This window comes from Collinsella aerofaciens (assembly GCF_027679495.1).
GTDB classification, from domain to species: Bacteria; Actinomycetota; Coriobacteriia; order Coriobacteriales; family Coriobacteriaceae; genus Collinsella; species Collinsella aerofaciens_AK.
Genome location: NZ_JAQEKC010000002.1, coordinates 58,663 through 84,074, shown reverse-complemented (window position 1 = coordinate 84,074; position 25,412 = coordinate 58,663). Strand labels below are relative to the sequence as shown.

Here is a 25,412-nt window from a genome sequence, read left to right as displayed (position 1 = left end):
CGCATCGTCGGTCTATGCACAAAATTACTCGTGATCTTGGTAAATCTCACGCGGAGCAAGCTCCGAATGTTTGCGTTTTAAGGTCTTAGGGGCCTTATACGTGTTGCTCTCGAAGTCGATGTACTCGGTCTGCTTGAGCAGGCGCTCGATCATCTCCTCGTGATCGAACAACTCCCAGGCCTCATGCACGGCATCGAGTTTAGCGTGCGTCTCGGGACGGCGCGGCATAAACAGCGTGCAGCAGTCGGGAGCGGCCTCAGTCGAGATATCGAACGTACCGATCTCCTCGGCGCGCGCGATGATCTCCTGCTTGTCCGAACCGATGAGAGGACGGAACACGGGGATCTTCACGGCCTCGTTGACAGCCATGATGTTCTCAAGCGTTTGGGAGGCAACCTGCCCAAGCGATTCGCCCGTAACGATGGCCTTAGCGCCCTCGATATGCGCGATGCGCTCGGCAACCGAATACATAATGCGGCGATACATGATCACGCGAAGGTTACTGGGACAGGTGACCGAAATCTCACGCTGGCAGTCGCCAAACGGCACCACGTACAGGCGGCCGATCTGGACACCCGGCTCAAGCGCACGGATGATATCCTGCACCAAATACTCGCTCGTATCGGGCGTCTGCGGACGACCGGAGAAATGTACCGGCACGCACACCGCGCCGCGACGCGCGAGCATCCAGGTCGCCACCGGAGAATCGATACCTGACGACAGCAGCGTCACGACCTTGCCGGCAGAACCCACCGGCAGACCGCCCACGCCGCGCTCGGAGCGCGCGTACACATAAACGCTACCCTGGACCACCAGTACGTGCACCATCGCATCGGGGTCGTGCATTTGAACCTTTTTATCGGGGAAGGCCTCACACAACACCTCGCCCACCTGACGATTGATGTCAATCGAGGTGAGCTCATAGTCGGTATTGGAGCGCTTAGCGTGCACCTTAAACGAATCGAAGGAACCAAACTCGCGCAGCGCCTTGACGGCGGCGGCGCAGTACTCCTGCGGGTCGCGGTTGGTGTGATACGCCAAAGACACACGAGCAACGCCGGGAACGGTGCGAATAACACGCGCCGCATCATCGGCCTGATGCTCGTTAAAGGTCACGAGGATATAACCGGAAATTCGAGACACGGCGTTCACGGAAAAGGCGGCCAAAGCCGCCTTAATGTTATCCATGAGGATATGCTCAAAATGTGCGCGGTTCTTGCCCTTCAGTCCAACCTCGTGATAGTGGACCAGGCAGACGCGAGCCGCCATTTAGGCTTCAGCAACCTTGTGGCCGAGCGCCTTCTCGTAACGGGCCTCGTCGTAAGAGATGTCGCCGTCGACAATCTCGTCCATAGCCATCGAGATGGTATCGGCACCGGAAAGCCCGATGGTGATGTCATCGACATCCTGGACGGCAAGCACGCGGTTGTGCTGGCCACGCAGCATGCTATTGATGTCGCAGGCGCGCTTGGAGGCAAGCGAAGCGAGCAGGAAGCGGTTGTGATCGGTCTTCTCCAGAAGATCGTCAATGCAAGGCTTTACAACGGACACGGACCTCAGATCCTTTCATGCATATCGAGAACGCGAACGAGCTCATCGGTCGCGCGGTCGAGATCGTCATTAACCACGACGTCGTCGTAGCGGTCGGCAAGGGCAAGCTCATCGGCGGCGTTTGCCATACGCAGCTCAATCGTCTCGGGCGTCTCGGTACCGCGACCGACTAGACGCTCGCGGAGCACCTCAAGCGAAGGCGGCTTGATAAAGATCAGCACGGCCTCGGGGAAACGCTCCTTCACCTGCAGGGCGCCCTGGACATCGATCTCCAAAATCAGAGACGAACCAGAGGCGAGCTTGGACTGGACCTCGCTCACCAACGTGCCGTAGCAGTTACCGTGGACCTCGGCCCACTCAACAAACTCACCGTTTGCCACGCGGCGGTCGAACTCCTCGCGCGTCAGAAAAAAGTAGTTGACGCCGTCGACCTCACCTTTGCGTGGTGCTCGCGTGGTAGCCGAAACCGTCAGGCCCAGGTTCGAGCGGCGCTCGCGCACACGAGTGACGAGCGTACCCTTGCCTGCGCCTGACGGTCCAGAAATCACAAAGAGCTTGGAATCCTGAGCGCTCACTTATTTGGTCAGCTGCTCGAGGAGCTGCTCGCGCTGACGGACGCCGAGGCCCTGGACGCGACGGGTAGCGGAGATACCGAGCTCCTCCATGATCTTGGCGGCCTTGGCCTTGCCATAACCAGGAAGAGACTCGATGAGGGTGGAAACCTTCATGCGGGAAGCGATGGGGTCATCGGAGTTGAGCACGGACTCGAGGGACTTCTCGCCCTTCTTGATCTGCTCGCGAAGCTCAGCGCGGGCGTGACGTGCGGCAGCAGCCTTCTCAAGAGCCTGCTTGCGCTGCTCATCGGTAAGCTGAGGGAGTGCCATTCGTACCTCCAAGTAGTTGGGTTATATCTGATTCAATAATTGGCATTTTAGCACGTAGAACGTACAAAATGCCCAATCGCGGCTCCATAGGTTAGACGATACCCGCAAAAAGTGCAATATACTGCGCCCAAAGTTAAGCCCCTGACCTGCGATTCCACACAAAGGATGGGAAAGTTTACGCAGGCACAGGGGCTATTTTGTGCTAATGAGACCCAAAAGTGGTGACTTAGGGGAATCTTTTACGCGACGTTTTCGACCAGCTCGGCGACGATGGCGTCAAAGGCGGCAACCGGATCGTCGGCGCCGGTGATGGGACGGCCCACCACAATATGACTTGCGCCGCGCTCGATAGCCTGGGAAGGCGTCGCCACGCGGGACTGGTCACCAAGGGCGGCACCCACCGGACGCACGCCCGGAGTCACGATCAGGGCATCAGAACCCAGCAGCTCACGCATGTCGTGAGCCTCCATCGGCGAGCACACGATGCCATCGATGCCGTTGGCCTGAGCGAGCTTTGCCAGGCGGGCGGCCTCCTCGGACACGGGCGACTCGACGCCGATCTCGCTCAAGGCATCCTGATTCATGCTCGTGAGAACGGTGATGGCGACGAGCTTGGCGCGGTCCTCGCGCGCCTCCTCGGCACCCTCGCGGCAGGCAGCGAGCATGGCGCCCGAACCCAAGCCGTGAACCGAGAGCAGGTCGGCACCAGCAAGCGAGGCCGAACGGGCGGCGCCGCGAACCTGATGCGGAATATCATGGAACTTAAGGTCGAGGAAAACCTTAAAGCCCAAATCCTTGAACGTCTTGACGATCTCAGGACCCTCGGCGTAATAGAGCGTCATGCCAACCTTGAGCCAGGCGGCATGGCCCGAAAGCTCGTGGGCAAGCTCGAGCGCACGCTCACGGTCGCAGTCGAGAGCGACGATAACACGGTCGCGGGCATCGGTCTCTAGCATTCGAACGCACCTACCAGTTCGTTGATGTCCTTCACGCCCTGAGACTCGGCCCAGGCCTCGAGCTCGTGCGCGATCTTGAGCGAAGCGCACGGATCGACGAAGTTGGCCATGCCGACCGACACGCAGGTGGCGCCGGCCAGAATAAACTCGGCCGCATCCTCGCCCGTCATGACGCCGCCGACACCGTTGATGGGGATATCGACGGCCTGGGCAACCTCCCAGACCATGCGCACGGCGATGTGGTGGCACAGCGGGCCCGAAAGGCCGCCCTTGGGCTTGGCCACGCGGGACTTGCGGGTATGGACGTCGATGGCCATGCCCTGGATGGAGTTGATGACCGAAAGGCCGTCGGCACCGGCAGCCTCGAGGGCCTTGGCAATCTCGGCAACGTTAACCGGAGCCATCTTTACGAACAGCGGCTTATCGGTCACCTTGCGGCAGGCAGCCATAACGGAAGAGGCGCCCTCGGGCGTGGAGCCCATGGCGGCACCGCCGGCGGCGATATTAGGGCAGCTCACGTTGATCTCGTAGCCGGCAGCCCAGGGGCACAGTTCGACATACATCTCGAGTGCGCGGACAAACTCGTCAACGGAGTGGCCGGCAACCTGACAGATGACCTGGCAGCCGTCCTTGGAGAGCTGCTCGAGCCACGGACCGGACTCGCGGGCAAAGGCGGCCACGCCGGGGTTCTGAAGGCCCACGGAGTTGATCATACCGCCGGGAATCTCGGCCATGCGGGGCGCGGGGTTGCCGGGCCAGGGCTCGGCAGCGCAGCCCTTGGTGGTGATGGCGCCCAGCTGGGAAACATCAAAGAAGTTCTGGAACTGCCAACCGTAGCCAAAGGTACCGGCTGCGGTGTTGATGGGGTTTTGCATCTTGACGCCGCCGAAATCGACGGCCATGTTCACAGTACCCACTAGAAGACCACCACCTTGGAAGCATCGAACACGGGGCCGCACATGCAGGCGCCCTTCATACCGTCGACCGTCTCGACATTGCAGGTGTTGCAGGCGCCAAAGCCACAGCTCATCATGCGCTCGAGCGACACCTCGCAGTACGCACCGGCCTCGGCAGCAGCGGCGGCGACCTTCTTCATCATGACGGCGGGACCGCAGCTGGCGACGTAGTCGTAGCCGCCCTCGCCGAGCAGCTCGGCGGCAGGATCGGTGCAAAAACCGTGCGTGCCGAGCGAGCCGTCGTCGGTGCAAACGTCGACCGTATCGCACAGAGCGCGGAACTCATCGATACCCACAGCCTTGGACGCGGTGCCAAAGCCCAGGCACACGTCGACGGCCACACCCTGCTCGGCAAGCTTACCGGCAAGGCACAGCACGGGCGGAACACCGATGCCGCCCGCAACGAGCAGCGCTTTCCTAGTGCCCTCGGGCACAAGCCAGCCGCGTCCGCCGGGGCCCAGCAGATTAGAGGTGGAACCGGGGGCCATCTGCGACAGACGACGGGTGTCGTCGCCCACGACGGCGTACCACAGCTCGACGGTGCCGGCCTGGGCGTCGGCGCGATAGAAGCTCAGGGGCACGCGAAGCAGCGAGGACGCATCACCGGGCACGGCAATGTTCACAAACTGACCGGGCTTGAGCGCACTTGCAAGCTTGGGGGCCGAGATGACGAGCGAGAAGATGCCGTCGGCAATCTCCCGGTTCGAGACGACCTCGAAGTCGTGCATGCGTGCAGTGGAAGGTGTGGGCATAGACGCTCCAATCCCCCATGCGGTTGCATGGTCAAAACGAACAGAAAGCGCGGCACCGCAAGGGCACCGCGCACAAAAGCGATAAGGCTATGCTAGCAGATGCAGCCGTCGGCGAGCGTCTGCTTACCGCCGACAAACACATCGGTGGCACGACCAGTGAGCGTGCGGCCGGCAAAACCGGAGTTCTCGGCACGCGACTCGTATCCATCCTCGCCGACCGTCCAGGTGGCGGACGCGTCGAACACGGTCAGGTCGGCAACGGAGCCCGCCTTGACCTGAACCTGGTCGAGGCCCAGGATCTCACGCGGCTTGATGGCCATGAGCTCGACCATGCGGCCCATACTCATCTTGCCCGTGTTGACCAGCTCGGTGAGTACGAGCGACAGCGAGGTCTCGAGGCCGATCATGCCAAAGGGCGCAAGCTCGAACTCGCGCGCCTTCTCCCACGGGGTGTGGGGAGCGTGATCGGTGACGATAGCGTCGACGGTGCCGTCGATGACGCCCTGACGGATGGCCTCGGCGTCCTCGTCGGTGCGCAGCGGCGGGTTGACCTTGAGCGAGGTGTTGTAGGTCTCGTCCAGGTCGTTCTCGGTCAGGAACATGTGGTGCGGAGTGGCCTCGCAGGTAACCTGAACACCAGCGGCCTTACCGGCACGCACGATCTCCAGGCCATGGGCGGTGGAGATGTGCTGAATGTGCAGCTTGGCGCCGGTCAGCTTGGCGATCTCGATGTCGCGAGCGATCTGGAGCTCCTCGCCGGCAGCCGGCCAGCCCTCGAGAGCCAGACGGGTCGAGACCTTGCCCTCGTTGATCTGGCCGTGGCCGACCAGGTCCTCGTCCTGGCAGTGGCTCATAAAGACCTTGCCGAACATCTTGCCGTAGTCCATGCAGCGACGGAGCATGCCCGCGCCCTGCACGCCGCGACCGTCGTCGGTGAAGGCGACGGCGCCGTGGGCGACCATATCACCCATCTCGGACATGGCCTCGCCCTTAAGACCGCGGGTCATGGCGCCCGACGGATAGACGCGGCAGTGACCGACCTCGGCAGCACGGGACTTGACGAACTCCACGACGGTGCCGTTATCGGTGACGGGATCGGTGTTGGGCATGGCGCACACGCCGGTAAAGCCGCCCTTGGCAGCAGCGCGGGTGCCGCTCTCGATGTCCTCTTTGACCTCGTAGCCGGGCTCACGAAGGTGAACGTGCATATCCACCAGGCCGGGGACGAGGTACTTGCCGGAAAGGTCGCGGACCTCGGCCCCCTCGACGGCGAGATTCTCGCCGACCTCGGCGATCTTATCGCCGTCAATCAGGACGTCAACGACACCGTCAAGCTCGACGGACGGGTCGACGACGTGGGCATTCTTAAGAAGCAAGGCCATTATCGGCACCTCCAAGCAGCAGATACAGGATAGCCATACGCACGCAGATACCGGCGTAGACCTGCTCCAGGATGACGGAGCGTTGCGGGTGGTCGGCCATATAGGAGTCGAACTCGACGCCGCGGTTGATGGGGCCCGGGTGGCAGATGATCGCATCGGGCTTCATGAGCTTCTCGCGGTCCTTGGTCAGACCGAAGAGCTTGTGGTACTCACGAATGGTCGGGAACGGGGCGCCCTCGAGGCGCTCCTGCTGCACGCGCAGCATGTAGACGACGTCCAGCTCGGGCAGGACGGAATCGAGGTCGCTCGTCACGTGGTCGCAGCCCAGGACCTCGGGCGCCGGCGGCAGCAGCGTGCCGGGGGCGACGGCGTAGGTCTCGCAGCCCATGATCTTAAGGGCGGGGATCAGTGAACCGCAAACACGGGAGTGCGCGATATCGCCGACGACGGCGACCTTCAGACCGTGGAAGTCGCCCTTGTGCTCCCAGATGGTGTACAGGTCGAGCAGGGCCTGCGTGGGATGGTTGTGCTTGCCGTCGCCGGCGCAGATGACGCTCGCGGGCGAGTTCTGCGTGACGATGTAGGGAGCACCGGCGTGCTTATCTCGCACGACGATGCAGTCGATCTTGTAGGCATTGAGGGTCTCGACGGTGTCGACGAGGCTCTCACCCTTGACCGTGGAGGTCGAGGAGCCGCCAAAGTTAAGGCTGTCGGCCGAAAGACGCTTCTCGGCGAGCTCGAAGGAGCTGCGGGTGCGCGTCGAGGGCTCGTTGAACATGTTGACGATGGTCTTGCCCTTGAGCGTGGGGACCTTCTTGATCGCACGCTCGTTAACCTCGGAGAACGCCTTGGCGGTCTCGAGGATGAGCTTGATGTCCTCTTCGGAGTACTCGGTAATGTCGATCAGGTGCTTATGGTTGAACGCCACGGTACTACTCACCTCCCAGCGGCGCGGAGCCCACGTGGGAACCCGGCGCGACGTCGTTAATCTCGACGGCGGTGTGGCCGTCGACTTCCTTCATATATAGGTGCACGTTCTCCTCATGCGACGAGGGAACGTTCTTGCCGACAAAGTCCGGCGAGATGGGGAGCTCGCGGTGGCCGCGGTCAACGAGGACAGCCAGCTCAATGCGGTTCGGACGGCCCAGGTCCATGACGGCGTCGAGAGCGGCGCGAATGGTACGACCCGTGTACAGGATGTCGTCCACCAGCACGACGCGCTTGCCGTCGACGCTAAAGGGAATGTTGGTGGCGTGGATCGCGGGAGCGAAATTGGTCGCATAGTCATCGCGGTAGAAGCTGATGTCGAGGCTGCCGAGCGGAACGTCGACGCCCTCGATCTCCTTGATCTCCTCGGCGAGCTTCTTTGCCAGAAGGTCGCCGCGCGTGACGATGCCGACCAGAGCGAGGTCTTCACAGCCCTCGTTGCGCTCGAGAATCTCGTGCGCGATGCGGGTCATCGCTCGATTGACGGCGGTCTCGTCCATGATGACCGCCTTGGGGGAAGTCGTGCCCATCGATCTCCTTCCTCACATGTCTTGACTGCTGACACAGTCAAAAAAATAGATGCCCGACCGCTTAAAGCGGACCAGACACCCACAGGAAGGGCTGCTCTTTGGGCAGCTATGTAATTCCATGTGGGTATCTCGTACCCCTTTAATGGTCATGGGATAGTGTAGCCAACCTCGAGCTTAATTGCGAGCATAAATACAGAGCAATCCGTAAACGGAGCCCAATGCTCCATAAACCTATATATATTTGTGGGACGAGCTTGAAAACGCACGCACGAGCTGGCATAATCCCCTCTGCTGCACGCAAATCGGATCTACGTCCAGGGCCGTGGCGTGAGCACTATCGCCAAAAGAGGAATATCTCTGTGTAGATTGCGCACAGGGAGCGACTTCTGTGCTATAGTTCAGGCTTGTTTGTTAACGCGACATGTTCGTTTGTCGCCCAAGGAGGGTCAGTTATGTCCAAAGTTTGCGAAGTTTGCGGTAAGCACCCCGTTGCCGGTCGCTCCATCAGCCACTCTCACCGCGTCACCAACCGTAAGTTCCGCCCCAACATCCAGCGCGTTTACGTCGTCGTCGATGGTCACCGTCGCAAGATGAACGTTTGCTCCACCTGCCTCAAGTCCGGCAAGGTTGCGCGCTCGTAAATAAGGTCTTACCAACAAGTACCTCGGACTCTCCGGGTCAAAGACCTCGCGTTCATATAGAACTTACCAAAGGCGCCCTCCCCTACGGAGGGCGCCTTTTTGCACTCATTGGGGACAGACTTATATGAGGGTTTGCAGATGTCAAAGGGATCATAGCGCAGCTGGTATGCCTTGTAACTAACGGTACGCCTCGAGCGAGTCGGACGCACCTTACACGGGATTGAAATGGATGTAATCGAGTAGCTGCACCGCCTGTGTGTCCGACTCAACCGCGACCCGCGAATAGCGATTATCAAACAGATGTCCCGTTTTCCCATTGAAATACTCATGAGAGTCTGTCCCCAATGAGCGGGGCGATGCAGCAGGCAGATAGTTTTAGTTGAATCGTTTCATTTAGTTGAAGCGTTTTAGTGTGCCTTTTACGGGAATCTTACCGTTCGCCGAATTATTTCTTGCTATCATGCAAGGCGTAGGGTAAATCTCCGATCGCAAGGAGACACAAATGGTGAAAAAGTCACCGGAAAACACTACTCCCGCAATTGTGGACAACGTAGAGGCGCTTGAGGCTAAGCTCGCTCAGATGCGAGAGGCCCAGGCGCTTTTTGCTACGTACACGCAGGAGCAGGTCGACAAGATCTTCTATGAGGCCGCCATGGCCGCCAACAAGGCTCGTATCCCGTTGGCGAAGTTGGCCATCGAGGAGACCGGCCGCGGCGTTCTTGAGGACAAGGTCATCAAGAACCACTACGCCGCAGAGTACATCTACAACGCTTACAAGAACACCAAGACCTGTGGTGTCCTGGAGCGCGACGAGGCTTACGGCATCACCAAGATCGCCGAGCCCATCGGCATCGTGGGCGCCGTCATCCCGACGACCAACCCCACCTCCACCGCGATCTTCAAGACGCTGATCTGCCTGAAGACCCGCAACGCCATCATCATCTCCCCGCACCCGGCTGCCGCCAAGTGCACCATCGCCGCCGCCAAGCTCGTGCTTGACGCCGCCGTCAAGGCCGGCGCCCCCGAGGGCATCATCGGCTGGGTCGATGTCCCCTCCATCGAGCTGACCAACATGGTCATGCGCGACGTCGACATCATCCTCGCCACCGGTGGCCCGGGCATGGTCAAGGCCGCTTACTCCTCGGGCAAGCCCGCCCTGGGCGTTGGCGCCGGTAACACCCCGGTCGTCATCGACGACACCGCCGACGTGCTGCTCGCCGTCAACTCCATCATCCACTCCAAGACCTTCGACAATGGCATGATCTGCGCTTCCGAGCAGTCCGTGACTGTCATCGACAGCATCTATGACCAGGTTAAGGCCGAGTTCCAGAAGCGCGGCTGCTACTTCGTCAAGCAGGGTGCCGAGATGGAGGCCCTGCGTGCCGCCATGTTCAAGAACGGCGCTCTCGATCACCGCATCCCCGGCATGGCCGCTGCCAAGATCGCCGAGCTCGCCGGCATCGAGGTTCCCGCCAAGACCAAGATCCTGATCGCCGAGGTCACCTCCACCGACCCCGCCAAGGAGGAGTTCTCCCACGAGAAGCTCTCCCCGGTCCTGGCCATGTACCACGCCAAGGACTTCCAGGAGGCCGTCGACAAGGCCGAGCACCTGGTGCTCGCCGGTGGCCCGGGCCACACCGCCTCTCTGTACGTGCACCCCGCCCAGGCCGAGAAGATCAGCCTGTTCGAGCACGTCATGAAGGCCTGCCGTATCGTCATCAACACCCCGTCCTCGCACGGCGGCATCGGTGACCTGTACAACTTTGGCATGAAGCCGTCTCTGACCCTGGGCTGCGGCTCCTGGGGCGGCAACTCCGTCTCCGAGAACGTTGGGGTGAAGCACTTGATCAACGTTAAGACTGTGGCCGAGCGCCGTGAGAACATGCTGTGGTTCCGCGCTCCCGAGAAGGTCTACTTCAAGAAGGGTTCCACGCCCGTCGCCCTCGACGAGCTGGGCAACGTCATGGGCAAGAAGCGCGCCTTCATCGTCACCGACCAGTTCCTCTTCAAGAATGGCAACACCCGCGCCATCGAGGCCAAGCTCGACGAGATGGGCATCGCCCACGACTGCTTCTACGACGTCGAGCCCGATCCGTCGCTGCAGTGCGCACGTCGCGGCGCCAAGCAGATGGCTCTCTTTGAGCCGGACGTCATCATCGCCGTCGGCGGTGGCTCCGCTATGGACGCCGGCAAGATCATGTGGATGATGTACGAGCACCCCGAGTGCAAGTTTGAGGACATGGCCATGGACTTCATGGACATCCGCAAGCGTATCTTCACCTTCCCCGAGATGGGCAAGAAGGCCTACTTCGTCGCCGTCCCGACCTCCTCGGGTACCGGCTCCGAGTGCACGCCGTTCGCCATCATCACCGACAAGGAGACCGGCATCAAGTGGCCGCTCGCCGACTACGCGCTGCTCCCCAACATGGCTATCGTCGACGCCGACAACTGCATGACCGCCCCGCGCGGCCTGACCGCTGCCTCCGGCATCGACGTCATGACCCACGCCATCGAGTCCTACGTCTCCATCATGGCTTCCGACTACACCAAGGGCCTCTCCGAGCGCGCTGCCAAGCTCGTCTTTGAGAACCTGCCCTCCAGCTTCACGAACGGCGCCAAGGACCCGCACGCCCGCGAGGAGATGCACAACGCCTCCTGCATGGCCGGTATGGCCTTCGCCAACGCCTTCCTGGGCCTCAACCACTCCATGGCTCACAAGCTCGGCGCTTTCCATCACCTGCCCCACGGCATCGCTAACGCCGTCATCCTGACTCGCGTCATGCGCTACAACGCCGCCGAGGCTCCCGTCAAGATGGGTACCTTCTCCCAGTATCCTTACCCCAACGCACTGCACAACTACGCCGAGATGGCCAAGTACTGCGGCATCGAGGGCAAGGACGACAAGGAGGTCTTCGAGAACTTCATCACGAAGCTCGAGGAGCTCAAGGACTTCATCGGCGTCAAGAAGACTATCGCCGACTACGGTGTTGACGAGCAGTACTTCCTCGACACCCTCGACGAGATGACCGAGCAGGCATTCAACGACCAGTGCACCGGCGCCAACCCGCGCTACCCGCTCATGAGCGAGATCAAGGAGCTCTACCTGGACGCCTACTACGGCCGCGAGCCCCAGGATTACGCCGTCTGCTAGTTTTAGCACGGTTTTTAACGGTGGGGGTGCACGGGTGTTTCACACACCCCCGCCGTCGCTTCTATCGCATCGTTGAAAGGATGCAACCATGCTGCTACCCGATTCCAAGACCGAGCTCGTCCGCCGTGGCAACAAGGTCGTTTACGACCTGGGCGACAAGATTGTCAAGGTCTTTAACGAGACCAAGCCTGTCTCCGACGTGTTCAACGAGGCTTTGAATCTTGCCCGCATCAATGAGTGCGGCATCCGCAGCCCCAAGGCTCTCGAGGTTTCCCAGCTCGAGAACGCCAACGGCTGGGCGCTCGTGACCGAGAAGGTTCCGGGCACCACCCTTGCCGAGAAGATGACTGCCGAGCCCCAGCGCTTCGGTGAGTACCTCGAGATGTTCGTCGACCTCCAGATCGAGATCCACGGCTACACCTCCCCGCTGCTCAACCGTCAGCGCGACAAGTTCGCCCGCATGATCGACAGCCTTGATCAGCTCAATGCCACCACGCGTTACAACCTTCAGGAGCGTCTGGACGGTATGACCAAGGAGTTCAAGGTCTGCCACGGCGACTTCAACCCCTCCAACGTCATCGTCGGCGACGACGGCCAGCTCTATGTGTGCGACTGGGCACACGCTACCCAGGGCTCCCCTGCTGCCGACGTTGCCACCACCTACCTGCTCTTTGCCCTCAACAGCAAGGACCAGGCCGAGGCTTATCTGGAGCTCTACTGCGACCGCGCCGACATGCCCATGCAGGTCGTGCGTCAGTGGACGAGCATCGTCGCCGCTTCCGAGCTCGCTCGTAAGCGCAACGTGAACGATGAGTTCCTGAAGAACTGGATCGACGTCGTCGATTATCAGTAATATCTGAGCGATTTATTTCGCATCGGAGGCACAAAGGAAACCCCGCAGCTCGCATGGGCTGTGGGGTTTCCTTTTAGCGATTGAGTACGCCGACAAGATAAAAGGACGGCCCCGCATCTCCCCTATCTGGAGAAATGCGGGGCCGTCCCGTATATCGAACTACAAGCGAAATCGCCGATTAACGGCGTGCCGCCTTCACAAGCTCGGCGACCTTGGCGACGACCTCGTCGATCGCCACGTCCTCGCGCTCACCCGTAGCACGGTCCTTGAGCTCGACGGTGCCGTTCTTGAGGCCACGCTTACCCAGAACGACCTGATACGGGAAGCCCATAAGGTCGTTGTCGGCAAATTTAAAGCCGGGACGCTCGTCACGGTCATCGACGACGACCTCGATACCCTCGGCGCACAGGCCATCAACGATCTGCTCGCAGACGGTAGCGCACTCCTCCTTCTTGGGATCGAGCGGAATCACCGCGACCTCGTACGGGGCAACGGAGACCGGCCAGACGATACCGTGCTCGTCGTTGTGCTGCTCCACGACGGCAGCGAGCGAGCGGGACACACCAACGCCGTAGCAGCCCATGATGAGCGGCTTCTCCTTGCCATCCTCGTCCATAAAGGTGGCACCCATGGCCTCGGAATACTTGGTGCCCAGCTGGAAGACCTGAGAGACCTCGATGCCGCGGGCAGCGGAGAGCGGCTTGCCGCAGTGCGGGCAGGGGTCGCCGGCGACAACGGTGACCAGATCGGCCCACTCATCGACGGTAAAGTCGCGCTCGGGGCAGGCACCGGTAAAGTGATAATCGACCTCGTTGGCACCGCAGGCCCACTGCTTGGAATCGCGCAGGCTCTCGTCGCACACCAGACGGATGCCCTCGGGCAGGTTGACCGGTCCGATAAAGCCCTTGTGCAGGCCGTTCGCTTGAAGCTCCTCGTCGGTCATCATGCGGTAGCCCTTGCCAAAGACATGCTCGGCCTTGCAGTCATTGAGCTCGTGGTCGCCCGGGACAATGGCCACGACCGGCTTGCCCTCGGAGTCGATGAGTGCCAGCGACTTGCGCGTGCCGTTCTCGGGGAAGCCGAAGAACTTGGCAACGGCCTCGATGGTGCCCATACCCGGAGTCTCGACCTTGGTGAGCGTGCCATCGCCGGGGCCCTCGGTCACAACGACCTTGGTGCTTGCCGCCTCGTCATCGGCAGCAAAACCGCAATCGTCGCAGTAGACGAGCGAAGCCTCGCCGGCGTCGGCAAGAGCCATGTACTCTACGGAAGTGTCGCCGCCGATCTCGCCGGAGTCGGCGACAACGGGCAGAGCCTTGATGTAGCAGCGCTCGCAGATGTTAGCGTAGGCCTGCTTCATCTTGTCGTACTCCTCCTGCAGGCTCTCCTGCGTGGCGGAGAAGCTGTAGGCGTCCTTCATGATGAACTCGCGACCGCGCATCAGGCCAAAGCGGGGACGGAACTCGTCGCGGAACTTGTCCTGAATGTGGTACAGGTTGACGGGCAGCTGTTTGTAGGAGCGCAGCTCATTGCGCACCAGGGCCGTGACGGTCTCCTCGTGGGTGGGACCCAGGACGAACTCGCGACCGTGACGGTCGTCAAAGCGCACAAGCTCCTTGCCATAGGCGTCGATGCGGCCGGACTCACGCCACAACTCGGCGTCGACCATGATAGGCATCATAAGCTCCTGGGCACCGGCAGCGTCCATCTCGTCGCGCACGATATTCTCGATCTTGCGGATCGAGCGCCATGCGAGCGGCAGATAGGAATACAGGCCGGCGGCCTCTTTGCGGATCATGCCGGCACGGAGCAGCAGGCGGTGGCTGGCGAGCTCAGCGTCCGCCGGATCCTCTTTGAGCGTCGGCGCATAGAGCTTAGACATATACATTGCTCGGGTCATTTATTTCTCCTCAATAAGCTTGTCGACCTCGGCCATAAGCGCGTCGACAATTTGGTCCTCAGCTACTTTACCAATGATCTGGCCATGCGAAAAGAGCAGGGCCTGACCACGTCCGCAAGCAACGCCCAGATCGGCATCAGAAGCCTCACCGGGGCCATTAACGGCACATCCCATCACAGCGATAGAAAGCGGCGCGGAGTAGTTCTTAAGCCGCTCGGTGACCTCCTCGGCGATGGGAATGAGGTTAACCTGGCAGCGGGCGCACGTGGGGCACGAGACAATCTCGGGGCCACGGCGACGCAGGCCCAGCGACTGCAGAATACCCCAGGCAACCGGCGGCTCCTCAACCGGATCGGCCGTGAGAGAGACGCGCATGGTGTCACCAATACCCTCAGACAGCAGAATACCAAGGCCCACCGAGCTCTTAATGGTGCCCTGAAGCTTGGTACCCGCCTCGGTTACGCCCAGGTGAAGCGGAACGTGGGGAATCTCACGCGACAGGGCTCGATAGGTATCGAGCGTCGTTTGCACGCTATGGGCCTTGGCCGAAAGCACGATGTTCGTAAAGCCGCGGTCCTCAAAGTGCTTGACGAAGCGCTCGCTCGACATCACGAGCTTTTCGGGCTGCGTGAGGTCTTCGCGCCCGGCGATATCCTGCTCGAGTGAACCGGCATTGACGCCGATACGAATCGCACAGCCCGCGGCACCAGCAGCATCGATCACCGCGTCAACCTTGGCCCAATCGCCGATATTGCCGGGATTGATGCGCAGCTTGGCAGCACCGGCCTCAACGGCACCAATGGCGAGCTTATGGTTAAAGTGAATATCGGCGACGATCGGCACCGGAGACTCGGCACAGATGGTGCGGAAACCCTCAAGCGCGGCCTCGGTGGGCACGCTCACGCGCACGATATCGCAGCCAGCCTGCGCCAACGCGCACACTTGCGCAAGCGTTGCCTGGGCATCAGCGGTATCGGTGCAGGTCATGGATTGGACCACCACCGGCGCACCGCCACCGATCTGCACGCCGCCCACATGCACAGGGCGCGTCAAATCGCGAGGCAAAGGATGGGATAAAGACAATCCAAACACTCCCCTACAGAATAAATCGAAGGATGTCGGAACGAAGCATATAGACAAACAGCAGCGCAAAGAGCGCGATGCCCACATAGCTCACAATCGTCTGGACCTTGAGCGGAAACTCGCGGCCCACAATCTTTTGAATGATCTCGATGACCAGCTTGCCGCCATCGAGTGGTGGGATGGGCAGCAGGTTCATAAAGCCAAGCGAGAACGAAATGAGGGCGGCAAACGAAAGGAACGTGGCAGGACCGGCAGCAGCAGCCTGTGAGGACATAACGCTAATACCCACGATCGAAGAAGACTGATCGAGAATCTCCATCGTATGCTGCGGCTGGAGCAGGCGCATCACGCCCTCCGCGGTCTGCACAACATAGGAGAACGACAGACGCGCCGAGGTGATGGGGTCCAAACGGACTACCTCCGTAGAAGCATACACACCTAACCGCTCGTCCTCTTTGAGCGCAACCGTGGTCGAATGCTGCTTGCCGTTACGCTCGTACTCGATGGCGATATCGTCCTTACCGGCGGCCTTGCCGATGGCATCGTAAACGTTCATCCATGTGGAGCACGATACACCGTCAACCGAAAGGATCGCATCACCAGCCTCGATACCCGCCTTGGCGGCAATAGACCCCTCGTCAACCTGACCGATCACGTTGGTATCGATCGGCACGGTGACACCCGCAATGGAATAGATGCTCATAAGCAGCAAAAAACCCGTCAGGATATTGACGAGAATGCCCGCGAGCAGCATAAAGGCGCGCTTGAGAAAGCCCTGGCCAAGATAAGTGTGCGAGCGCTCTTGCGCCAAGAAATCAGCCTCGCCGCACGGCAGCTCCCACACATCGCCCTCGGCAGTCGCATGCTCTCGATCGAACCGGCGGCCGTCAAAGGTGGTGTAACCCGCCGCGTCTCGCGGCAGCGTCTGATACTTGGTGGGATAGTAGCTCGGCGAGGGTTTCTCCCCTTCCTCATACCAGGGAGCGATGGAGCCCCAGCCCAGCAACAGAGCACAAGCCTCGAGCACATCCTCCTCGGAAAGCTCGAGCTCGACAGCAAGGTCGGCCACGGTCACGCGACCATGACGGTAGATAGCCGCGAGCACGCGATCGGCGCAGGAGACATCGGTCGGATCCATACCGCAGATGGCAGCGTAGCCACCCAGCAGCAGCGGGGTCACGCCAAACTTGGTTCCAATGCGACGCGACGTGTAATGGATGTCAAAGCGGCACGGCAGGCCCAAAAAGAACTCGGTCACACGGACGCCGCAGGCACGCGCCGCCAAAAAGTGGCCGCCCTCGTGCAAAAACACGAGGACGGAAAGCATCAGCAGGCCCCAAAAGACCGATGAGAGAACGCTCAGAACAGTATCCATAAAACGAAAAAGCAATCCTTATGGGTTAGGAACGGGTTGCGGCGAGTACCTGCGCAGCCTTTTCACGCGCCCACGCATCGATGTCGCGAAGCTGCTCAAACGAATCGACCGCCTGCATATCGTGGGCATCCATGCAGGATTCCACAATGCGATCGATATCGGTAAAGCTGCAGCCATCGTGCAGGAAGGCATCGACGGCGACCTCGTTGGCGGCATTGAGCACGCACGGCATGGTGCCACCCGTCTTGCCGGCACGCTCGGCCAGTGCCAGACAGCGGAAGGTATCCATGTCGGCAGCATCAAACGTGAGCTGCCCCAGCTCGCGGAAATCGATACGAGGCGCCGGGGTATCCCAACGCTCGGGATACGAGAACGCGAACTGGATGGGAATACGCATGTCGGAAGCACCGAGATGCGCCATCACGGAGCCGTCGGCAAACTCGACCATAGAGTGAATCTTGGACTGACGCTGCACGACCACGTTAATGAAATCGAGGTCGCAGTTAAACAGATGCATGGCCTCAATGCGCTCCAGGCCCTTATTCATGAGGGTGGCGGAGTCGATGGTGATCTTAGCACCCATGGCCCACGTGGGATGTGCGAGGGCATCGGCACGCGTCACGCGATCTAGCTCGTCGCGCGCGCGGCCAAAGAACGGACCGCCCGAGCAGGTGAGCCAAATACAATGAGCCTCGCGCGGGTTCTCCCCCAGATAGCACTGGTAGATGGCGGAGTGCTCAGAGTCGACTGGAATAAGCTGGCCCGGTTGCGCCAACGGCATAAGCAAGTCGCCACCGACGACGAGGGACTCCTTGTTGGCAAGGGCAAGACGCTTATTCGAGGTCAAGGCCGCATGGCTCGCCTCGAGACCGGCGGCACCCACAATAGCGACAAGCACGCAGTCGACATCGTCGCGACGCGCGAGCTCGCAAACCGCCTGCGCGCCAACGCCGAGCTTCGTTCCCTCGGGCAACTCCTGCAGCACGGCGTCATCGCCATGAGCGACATCGGCCACGGCAACCGCCGGAACCGAGAACTCGCGGGCAGCGGCAACGAGCTCGGAGGTACTGGAGTTAACGGATAGCGCCGTCACCTGCAGGCGATCGGCATGCTGACGGCACACATCGAGCGCCTGGGTGCCGATAGAGCCCGTACAGCCCAGGATGGCAACACGGAGACGTCCATCGGAGCCATACGTCGTCTGGAATGACATTACAGCACGCCTCCGATCATCAAAAGCAGCTGAGCGGTAATGCAGCCAAAGATAAGCGAGTCGCTACGGTCGAGCATGCCGCCATGGCCCGGGATAAGGTTGCCGGAATCCTTGACGCCCACGCCACGCTTGATGCGCGACTCGATAAGGTCGCCGATAACGCCCAAAATGGACACGACCACGCCGCACAGCAGCGCATAGGGCAGGCTGAGCTTGTAGAAGTGCGTCGCCCACAGAATGAGCCAAATCAAAACCGAGCCCAGGATGCCGCCGACAAACCCCTCCCAGCTCTTTTTGGGAGAGATCTTGGGAACCATCTTGTGCTTGCCGATACGGCTGCCCACAATGTAGGCAAACGAATCGGAGACCCAAAGGGACGCGCAAACGCCCACTGAAAGCAGGGCGCCGGCAAAACCGGGCACGGCATCGCGCAGCAGCACGATAGCCGACAGCATAAAGCCAGTGTAGATGGGACCCATGAGCGTCACGGCCACATCAGAGATGCGGGTACGCGGCGACCAGACATACCAAATGCCCACAGCGAGCATCAGGGCAAAAAGCAGGGCATTCAGCAACGTCGAATCGCCCAACGCCGACAGCGGAAAGAGTACGGCGGCAGCGATACCCATGCGCTCGTTAGCCATCTTGCCATCGAGCCTCGTCATACGGAAAAACTCATAACAGCACAGACCGCTCATGACGGAAACAAAGATGGCAGTGGGCACGATACCCAAAACCAGGCACAGGATAAAGACAACGGCGTAGACGATACCGGCGGCGGCACGGGTAATAAAGCCCGCCAGCCACGAACCGCTGCCGCTCTTCGCTGCAGGCGCTCCCGCAGTGGCAGCTTTACGCGCAGGCGTCTTGGGAGCAGATGCCTTGGGACGATCGGACACGATTAAGCCTCCTCGGTCTTGCTCAGTCCACCAAACCTACGGTCACGGCCCTGATAGGCCAAAATGGCGTCGACAAGGCCCCAACGATCAAAGTCGGGCCAATAGGTATCGGTGACGTAGAACTCTGAATAAGCCACCTGCCACAGCAGATAGTTCGAAAGGCGCAGCTCACCAGAGGTGCGAATCACAAGCTCAGGATCGGGAAGACCGGCGGTATAGAGGTGGGAAGCCACCATGTCGTCATCAATTGCGCCAGGATCGATCTTACCGGCGGCAGCGTCGAGTGCGATTTGACGGACAGCGCGGGTAATCTCGGCACGCGCGCCGTAGTTGACGGCAAGCGCCAGCGTCATACCGGTGTGATCGGCGCACTCGGCAAGACCGCGTTCAAAAACGTCGCGGGTCTTCTTGGGCAGCGCGGAAATATCACCCAAAAAGACAACGCGCACGTTTTCGCGCTTCAGAAGCGGCAACTCGTCGATGAACGTCTTGGCAAACAAGTGCATCAAGACGTTGACCTCATGCTGCGGGCGGTTCCAGTTTTCGGTAGAAAACGCATAGGCCGAAAGCACGTCGACGCCCAGACGCACGCAGGCGGTAATAATCTCACGAAGGGAGACGATACCCGCCTTGTGGCCCTCGGTGCGTGCAAGACCGCGCGATGTGGCCCAACGACCGTTGCCGTCCATGATGCACGAGATATGGTGCGGAATGTTATTGAGGTCAAGGTCGGAAAAACCGACGCCCGCGGGGGCGTCGGCAAAGTACTCGACCAGTTTATGCTCGTCGTATTGCACCTTAGATCTCCATGACCTCGGCTTCTTTTTCCTTCAGAAGCTCCTCGACCTTGGCGACATACTCATCAGTGTGCTTCTGGACCTTAGCCTGCTCGCGACGGACATCGTCCTCGGTGAGCTCCTCATCGCGCTCGAGCTTGTTGTTGAAGTCGCGACGGATGTTACGGATAGACACCTTGGCCTGCTCGGCGTACTCGCGGCACTCCTTGACGAGCTCGCGACGGCGCTCCTCGGTGGGAGCCGGGAACGGCAGACGAACGACGGTGCCATCGGAGTTGGGGGTAATACCCAAATCGGAAGCGCCGATGGCCTTGACGATGGCGTTGATAAGCGCCTTGTCCCACGGCTCGATGAGCAGCATGTGGGCCTCCGGGGTCTTGACGGCGGCAACCTGCGTGACCGGCGTGGGAACACCGTAATAATCGACGGTGATGTCGGACAGAATGTTGGCATTGGCGCGGCCGGTACGGACCTTGGAGAAGTTATGCTTGAGGGACTCGAGCGACTTGTCCATGTGGGCGGTGATGTTCTCTGCCATGCTTAATCCTCCTGATAGACGAGCGTGCCGACGGGCTCACCCGCGAGCGCGCGCTTGACGGTGTCCTCGCCATCGATGTTGAGGACCAAAATCGGCATACGGTTGTCCTGGCACAGTGCCGTAGCCGTGGAATCCATAACCTGCAGACCGCGGACGAGCACCTCATGGTAGGTGATCTTGTCAAAGCGGACGGCATCGGCGCACTTGACGGGATCCTTGTCATAGATGCCGTCGACCTTGGTGGCCTTGATCAGAATCTCGGCGCCGATCTCGCACGCACGAAGAGCCGCGGCGGTGTCGGTCGTAAAGTACGGATTGCCCGAACCGGCGGCAAAAATAACGACGTTGCCCTTGGAAAGGTGGTTGATGGCGCGACGGCGAATATAGGGCTCGCAGATCTCGTTCATCTGGATAGCGCTCATCACGCGGCAGGGAACATCGTTATGTTCGAAGGCATCCTGCAGGGCGAGCGCGTTCATAACGGTTGCCAGCATGCCCATGTAGTCGGCCTGAGCACGCTCCATGCCACCGGCAGCGCCGGCCATGCCGCGGAAAATATTGCCGCCGCCGACAACGACGCCGACCTCATGGCCAACGGCGAGTAGCTCCTTGACCTGCTTGGCAAGATGGTCGGTAACCTTGGGGTCGATGCCATATTGGCCGTCGCCCATCAGTGCTTCGCCGGAAAGCTTAAGAAGCACGCGTTTATATCGGATGTCGGACAAAGCGATCCTCCTTTAGATTGAACTCTCAACATTCTATCAAAGGCTCTAAGAAGAGCCATGAAAAAGCAGGCTGTGAGTAAAACCCACAGCCTGCTCATTACCAGCTACAAGAGCTTATTTACTCGCCACGGACCAGACGGTCAAAGGCAACGACGGTAATGGTGTCGCCGAGCTCCTTGGAGACCTGCTCAGCGTACTTCTTGATGGTGAGGGAGCTGTCCTTGATGAACTCCTGCTCGGTGAGCACGGACTGCTTGTAGAACTTCTCCAGACGGCCGACAGCCATCTTCTCCTGGATAGCCTCGGGCTTACCGGACTCGGCAGCCTGAGCCATGTAGATCTGCTTCTCGTGCTCGACGGTCTCGGCCGGAACCTGATCGCGGGTAGCGCAGATCGGAGCGACGGCGGCAACCTGAAGGGCAACGTCGTGAGCGAAGGTCTTGAAGGATTCAGCCTGAGCGGTCTCAGCCTTCTCGAAGGCGAACTCGACGAGGACGCCGATCTTACCACCCATGTGGATGTAAGAAGCGAGCGCGCCGTTCTCAGCCTTGCGGGCAGCGAAGCGGGAGATCTTCATGTTCTCGCCCATGATGTGAATCATCTCGGTGAGCTCGGAGGAAACGGTCTCCTCGCCCATCGGCTTCTCGAGCAGAGCGTCGACGTCAGCAGGCTCGGTGGTAGCGACAACCTCAGCGACCTTGGAAGCAAAGCCGGTGAACTTGGCGTTAGAGCCAACGAAGTCGGTCTCGCAGGAGAGCTCGAGCAGAGCGCCGGTCTTGCCATCCTCAGAGACGAACGCGGCGACAGCGCCCTCGTTGGTCTCACGGCCAGCCTTCTTGGCAGCCTTGGCAAGGCCGTTCTTACGCAGGACGTCGACAGCGGCGTCCATGTCGCCGTCAGCCTCGACGAGAGCCTTCTTGCACTCCATCATCGGGGAGTCGGTCATCTCGCGGAGCTGCTTGACCATAGCGGCGGTAATCTGGGCCATTGTGGTTCCTTTCAAAGAGATGAAAAAGAATTAACTAAGACTGATTTACTCGGCCTTGGGCTCAGCGGCCATCTCGGCCTCGGAGACCTGCTCCTTGCCGGAGCCAGCGAGGCAGGCGTCAGCCATGAGCTCGCACATAAGGGTGACAGCGGAGATAGCGTCATCGTTGCAGGGGATGCCGTACTCGACCTCGTCGGGATCGGAGTTGGTGTCGATCAGGGCGACGACGGGGATGTTCAGGCGCTGGGCCTCCTTAATGGCGTTCTCCTCGCGCTTGGTGTCGATGACGAAGAGAGCCTGGGGCAGACCCTTCATGTCGCGGGCGCCACCGAGGTTGGTCTGGAGCTTGGTGAGCTCCTTGCCGAGCACAGCCTGCTCCTTCTTGGGGAGCACTGCCATGCGGCCGTCCTCGACCATGGCCTCGAGCTCCTCCATGCGGTTGATGCGGGAGCGGATGGTGACGAAGTTGGTCAGCATACCGCCGAGCCAACGCTGGTTGATGTAAGGCATGTTGGCGCGCTCAGCGGCGTTCTTGACGGCCTCCTGAGCCTGCTTCTTAGTACCGACGAACAGCACGTTGCCACCCTTGGCGACGTTCTTGACGAAAGTGTAGGCCTGGTCGGCGTCGAGGATGGTCTGCTTGAGGTCGAGGATGTAGATGCCGTTGCGCTCACCGAAGATGAACGGCTTCATCTTGGGGTTCCAGCGACGGGTCTGGTGACCGAAGTGGCAGCCGGCCTCGAGCAGGGTGCGGATATTAATCTTGGTAGCCATGTTAAACCTCCTGTGGTTTGCCTCCGCGCGGGGTCATCCTCCAAAACCAACCCGGACATGTGCTACCAAAGCCCGGGCACCACGGTATGAAGTAGCCGCGCGTGCGTGATAAAAACATGTTGCCGTGAAGCAACCCGATGAATGATAGCAGGAATGCCTCTTCCTGCCAACCCGCAATCAAAACCACACACCTGAGTGCGGCACGGGACGTCCCAGCCACTATTCGCCGCGGGGATGGGCTTGAGCCACAGCCCGCTTAAGCCGATCGGGTGTGAGATGCGTGTAGATCTGCGTCGTGGACAGGCTCGCATGACCTAGCAGCTCTTGAACCGAGCGCAGGTCCGCACCGCCCTCGAGCAAATCGGTCGCAAAGGTATGGCGCATCGCATGCGGGGCAATGTCGGCCGGAATGCCGGCGAGCGTCGCCAGCGTATGGAACCGCCGCCTGAGCATGGCGGCACTCATGCGATTGCCGCGCGCCGATATAAGCAGCGGATGCGGCCCGGTAGCGGGGTCACGGCGCTTTGCCTGAGCGAGCAACTCCGGCCTCCCCTCCTCAATATAGAGACGCGTCGCCTCGAGTGCGCGACGATACAGAGGGACGATACGCTCCTTGCTCCCCTTGCCCCAAAGTCGCAGCGTTCGCTCGGACCAACCAATAGACTCCACGTTGAGCGCCGCGAGCTCCGAGATTCGCGCGCCGGAGGCATAGAGCAACTCAAGCATCGCCGCATCGCGCAGTCCCGCGGGCGTCGAGGTATCAGGCGTCTTGAGCAGCGCCTCAACCTGCTGGGTCGTAAGGACGCCCGGCAGGTCACGTGGCAGCTTGGGCGATGCGATCGCCGAGACCGCATCGCCCTCGACAATCCCCTCGGCAGCCATCCAGCGATAGAGAGATCGAATAGCCGACAGGTGCGCCGCAAGCGTTCGGGGAGCCACCTGCTCACGCGAAAGCTCGGCAAGATAGCGACGAATGGTGCGCACGTCGGCAGCGAAAGCATCAATATTCTCGCGCTCGCACCAGACAGCAAAGCGCTCTAGCCTCGAGCCATAGGCCGTCACCGTGTTGGGAGAAAGTCCCTCAACACGTGCGATATAGGCGATAAACGAGTCGACGGTGTCGTACAGGTCAAAGGCTATGACCGGTCGCCTCCAAACAAGTCGGAGCGCGTGGCCAAGTAGGCATCAAGGGCCTCGAGGGCGCGATCCGCATAAGCCTGATAGCGGTCGCGTTTGCTGCGGCGCTTACCATCCTCGAGTGGCGGCACCAGGCCAAAGTTGACATGCATAGGCTGATAGCCCACGGTGGCAGGATCGGTCGCATAGCCCACGAGCGCACCCAGGGCGCCCACACGCGGCAACTCGACGCCCGCGGCACCGATAGCCTCGGCATAGGTGTTGAGCGCCGCGAGCAGACCTGTCGCCACGGCTTCCATGTACCCCTCGGTGCCGGTGATCTGACCGGCCAGGCGCACGCCGGTACCGGGCACGGCAAAGGTGCTATCGAGCACGTGAGGGGCGTCGACAAAGGTATTGCGGTGCATGACACCGTAGCGGAAGAACTCAGCGTTCTCCAGGCCCGGCACCATATGGAAGACGCGCTTCTGCTCGCCAAAGGTCAAGTTGGTCTGGAAGCCCACCAGGTTATAGGCGGTCTTCTCCTTGTTCTCGGCACGCAGCTGAATCGCCGCCCAGGGGCGACGTCCGGTACGCGGGTCGGTGAGGCCGACGGGCTTCATGGCGCCAAAGCGAATGGCGTCCTTGCCGGTGCGCGCAACTTCCTCGGCAGGCTGGCAGGCTTGGAACAGATCGCCGCCCTCAAAGTCTTTGAGCACCACGCGGTCGGCCGTGGTAAGCGCCTCGATAAAGGCCTCGTACTCCTCCTTGTTGAGCGGAGCGTTGAGATAGTCGCCGCTCCCCTGCTCCTCGTAGCGCGACTGCGAGAACAGCACGTCCATATCGAGCGTGGAGGCATCGACGATCGGCGCCGCCGCATCAAAGAATGCCAGGGCATCGCCACCGACGAGCTTCATAACCTCTTCGCTCAGCGCCGGTGAACACAGCGGGCCCGCGGCAATGACCACGTGACCCTCGGGAATCTGTGTGACCTCACCGTGCACGACCTCGATATTGGGACGAGCGGCAACCTCGGCCTCGACAAGCTCGGAAAACTTGACGCGGTCGACCGCCAAGGCGCCACCGGCGGGAACAGCCGCGCGATGGGCGCAATCGAGCAGGACTGAACCCATGCGCTCAAGCTCGGCCTTCAGCAAACCAGCCGCGGAATCCGGACGGGTCGACTTAAACGAATTCGAGCAGACGAGCTCTGCCAGGTGATCGGTATGATGAGCCGGGGAGCTCACCTGGGGGCGCATCTCGCACAGCTTTACGGCAAAACCGCGATCTGCCAGCTGGATCGCGCACTCCGAACCCGCCAGACCGCCACCGATAACTGTCACCTGATCGAACTGCATCTG

Annotated in this window: 25 protein-coding genes; 3 read left to right on the top strand and 22 right to left on the bottom strand. The window is 60.7% G+C overall.

Going from position 1 to position 25,412, the window contains the following annotated elements:
• Positions 1 to 24: 24 nt before the first annotated feature.
• From thiI to pyrR, 10 genes are all read right to left on the bottom strand, one after another.
• Positions 25 to 1,269 (bottom strand): tRNA uracil 4-sulfurtransferase ThiI, encoded by a 1,245-nt coding sequence (gene thiI / locus PGW49_RS01335; RefSeq protein WP_118289040.1) that lies wholly within the window; start codon positions 1,267 to 1,269, stop codon positions 25 to 27.
• Positions 1,270 to 1,551, bottom strand: coding sequence for a DNA-directed RNA polymerase subunit omega (locus tag PGW49_RS01330; protein WP_035138532.1), 282 nt, complete (start codon positions 1,549 to 1,551; stop codon positions 1,270 to 1,272).
• A 5-nt stretch (positions 1,552 to 1,556) separates the two neighbouring features.
• Positions 1,557 to 2,126: a guanylate kinase gene (gene gmk / locus PGW49_RS01325; protein WP_138374178.1), complete on the bottom strand. Its 570-nt coding sequence runs from the start codon at positions 2,124 to 2,126 to the stop codon at positions 1,557 to 1,559.
• Positions 2,127 to 2,435, bottom strand: coding sequence for an integration host factor, actinobacterial type (gene mihF, locus PGW49_RS01320; protein ID WP_006236130.1), 309 nt, complete (start codon positions 2,433 to 2,435; stop codon positions 2,127 to 2,129).
• A 239-nt stretch (positions 2,436 to 2,674) separates the two neighbouring features.
• Positions 2,675 to 3,391 carry an orotidine-5'-phosphate decarboxylase gene (gene pyrF / locus PGW49_RS01315; protein WP_138374177.1) on the bottom strand — a complete coding sequence of 239 codons (717 nt, stop codon included), beginning with the start codon at positions 3,389 to 3,391 and terminating at the stop codon, positions 2,675 to 2,677.
• The gene (locus PGW49_RS01310; protein WP_006236128.1) at positions 3,385 to 4,293 is read right to left on the bottom strand and encodes a dihydroorotate dehydrogenase; all 909 of its coding nucleotides are present in this window, start codon (positions 4,291 to 4,293) and stop codon (positions 3,385 to 3,387) included. The genes pyrF and PGW49_RS01310 overlap by 7 nt, the downstream gene beginning before the upstream one ends.
• A 14-nt stretch (positions 4,294 to 4,307) precedes the next feature.
• Positions 4,308 to 5,075, bottom strand: coding sequence for a dihydroorotate dehydrogenase electron transfer subunit (locus PGW49_RS01305; RefSeq protein ID WP_117745987.1), 768 nt, complete (start codon positions 5,073 to 5,075; stop codon positions 4,308 to 4,310).
• Between the two features lie 116 nt (positions 5,076 to 5,191).
• A complete protein-coding gene (locus tag PGW49_RS01300) occupies positions 5,192 to 6,481 on the bottom strand; it encodes a dihydroorotase (RefSeq protein WP_117745965.1) in 1,290 nt (429 codons plus the stop codon).
• On the bottom strand, positions 6,465 to 7,409 hold the full coding sequence (locus PGW49_RS01295; RefSeq protein WP_035138537.1) for an aspartate carbamoyltransferase catalytic subunit: 945 nt from the start codon (positions 7,407 to 7,409) through the stop codon (positions 6,465 to 6,467). The genes PGW49_RS01300 and PGW49_RS01295 overlap by 17 nt, the downstream gene beginning before the upstream one ends.
• 4 nt (positions 7,410 to 7,413) lie before the next feature.
• Entirely contained in the window at positions 7,414 to 7,998 is a 585-nt protein-coding gene (pyrR, locus tag PGW49_RS01290; RefSeq protein WP_195361312.1) for a bifunctional pyr operon transcriptional regulator/uracil phosphoribosyltransferase PyrR, read from the bottom strand.
• A 452-nt stretch (positions 7,999 to 8,450) separates the two neighbouring features.
• Between pyrR and rpmB the strand changes: the two genes are divergently transcribed.
• From rpmB to PGW49_RS01275, 3 genes are all read left to right on the top strand, one after another.
• Positions 8,451 to 8,639 (top strand): 50S ribosomal protein L28, encoded by a 189-nt coding sequence (rpmB, locus tag PGW49_RS01285; RefSeq protein ID WP_022094725.1) that lies wholly within the window; start codon positions 8,451 to 8,453, stop codon positions 8,637 to 8,639.
• Positions 8,640 to 9,141: 502 nt separating this feature from the next.
• Entirely contained in the window at positions 9,142 to 11,790 is a 2,649-nt protein-coding gene (adhE, locus tag PGW49_RS01280) for a bifunctional acetaldehyde-CoA/alcohol dehydrogenase (protein ID WP_270225140.1), read from the top strand.
• An 88-nt stretch (positions 11,791 to 11,878) separates the two neighbouring features.
• Positions 11,879 to 12,643: an aminoglycoside phosphotransferase family protein gene (locus PGW49_RS01275; protein ID WP_006236119.1), complete on the top strand. Its 765-nt coding sequence runs from the start codon at positions 11,879 to 11,881 to the stop codon at positions 12,641 to 12,643.
• A 178-nt stretch (positions 12,644 to 12,821) separates the two neighbouring features.
• Here the strand turns inward: PGW49_RS01275 and PGW49_RS01270 are convergent, their stop codons facing one another.
• From PGW49_RS01270 to trmFO, 12 genes are all read right to left on the bottom strand, one after another.
• Entirely contained in the window at positions 12,822 to 14,543 is a 1,722-nt protein-coding gene (locus tag PGW49_RS01270) for a proline--tRNA ligase (RefSeq protein ID WP_229090669.1), read from the bottom strand.
• On the bottom strand, positions 14,544 to 15,626 hold the full coding sequence (gene ispG / locus PGW49_RS01265; RefSeq protein ID WP_270225138.1) for a flavodoxin-dependent (E)-4-hydroxy-3-methylbut-2-enyl-diphosphate synthase: 1,083 nt from the start codon (positions 15,624 to 15,626) through the stop codon (positions 14,544 to 14,546).
• A 13-nt stretch (positions 15,627 to 15,639) separates the two neighbouring features.
• Positions 15,640 to 17,001 carry a M50 family metallopeptidase gene (locus PGW49_RS01260; protein ID WP_270225136.1) on the bottom strand — a complete coding sequence of 454 codons (1,362 nt, stop codon included), beginning with the start codon at positions 16,999 to 17,001 and terminating at the stop codon, positions 15,640 to 15,642.
• Between the two features lie 25 nt (positions 17,002 to 17,026).
• A complete protein-coding gene (gene dxr, locus PGW49_RS01255; RefSeq protein ID WP_270225134.1) occupies positions 17,027 to 18,214 on the bottom strand; it encodes a 1-deoxy-D-xylulose-5-phosphate reductoisomerase in 1,188 nt (395 codons plus the stop codon).
• Complete coding sequence (locus tag PGW49_RS01250) at positions 18,214 to 19,113, bottom strand: phosphatidate cytidylyltransferase (RefSeq protein ID WP_270225132.1); 900 nt, start codon at positions 19,111 to 19,113, stop codon at positions 18,214 to 18,216. Before PGW49_RS01250 ends, dxr begins: the two co-directional genes overlap by 1 nt.
• Positions 19,114 to 19,115: 2 nt before the next feature.
• Positions 19,116 to 19,910, bottom strand: a complete 795-nt coding sequence (locus PGW49_RS01245) for an isoprenyl transferase (protein ID WP_040359958.1) — start codon at positions 19,908 to 19,910, stop codon at positions 19,116 to 19,118.
• 1 nt (position 19,911) lies between these two features.
• Entirely contained in the window at positions 19,912 to 20,448 is a 537-nt protein-coding gene (gene frr, locus PGW49_RS01240) for a ribosome recycling factor (protein WP_006236112.1), read from the bottom strand.
• Between the two features lie 2 nt (positions 20,449 to 20,450).
• The gene (pyrH, locus tag PGW49_RS01235) at positions 20,451 to 21,173 is read right to left on the bottom strand and encodes a UMP kinase (protein WP_040359955.1); all 723 of its coding nucleotides are present in this window, start codon (positions 21,171 to 21,173) and stop codon (positions 20,451 to 20,453) included.
• Positions 21,174 to 21,291: 118 nt separating this feature from the next.
• On the bottom strand, positions 21,292 to 22,161 hold the full coding sequence (gene tsf / locus PGW49_RS01230) for a translation elongation factor Ts (RefSeq protein WP_022094736.1): 870 nt from the start codon (positions 22,159 to 22,161) through the stop codon (positions 21,292 to 21,294).
• Positions 22,162 to 22,206: 45 nt separating this feature from the next.
• On the bottom strand, positions 22,207 to 22,935 hold the full coding sequence (gene rpsB, locus PGW49_RS01225) for a 30S ribosomal protein S2 (RefSeq protein ID WP_006236109.1): 729 nt from the start codon (positions 22,933 to 22,935) through the stop codon (positions 22,207 to 22,209).
• A 219-nt stretch (positions 22,936 to 23,154) separates the two neighbouring features.
• A complete protein-coding gene (locus PGW49_RS01220; RefSeq protein WP_229065285.1) occupies positions 23,155 to 24,063 on the bottom strand; it encodes a tyrosine recombinase XerC in 909 nt (302 codons plus the stop codon).
• Between the two features lie 8 nt (positions 24,064 to 24,071).
• Positions 24,072 to 25,409, bottom strand: coding sequence for a methylenetetrahydrofolate--tRNA-(uracil(54)-C(5))-methyltransferase (FADH(2)-oxidizing) TrmFO (gene trmFO, locus PGW49_RS01215; RefSeq protein ID WP_006236105.1), 1,338 nt, complete (start codon positions 25,407 to 25,409; stop codon positions 24,072 to 24,074).
• Between the last annotated feature and the right edge of the window lie 3 nt (positions 25,410 to 25,412).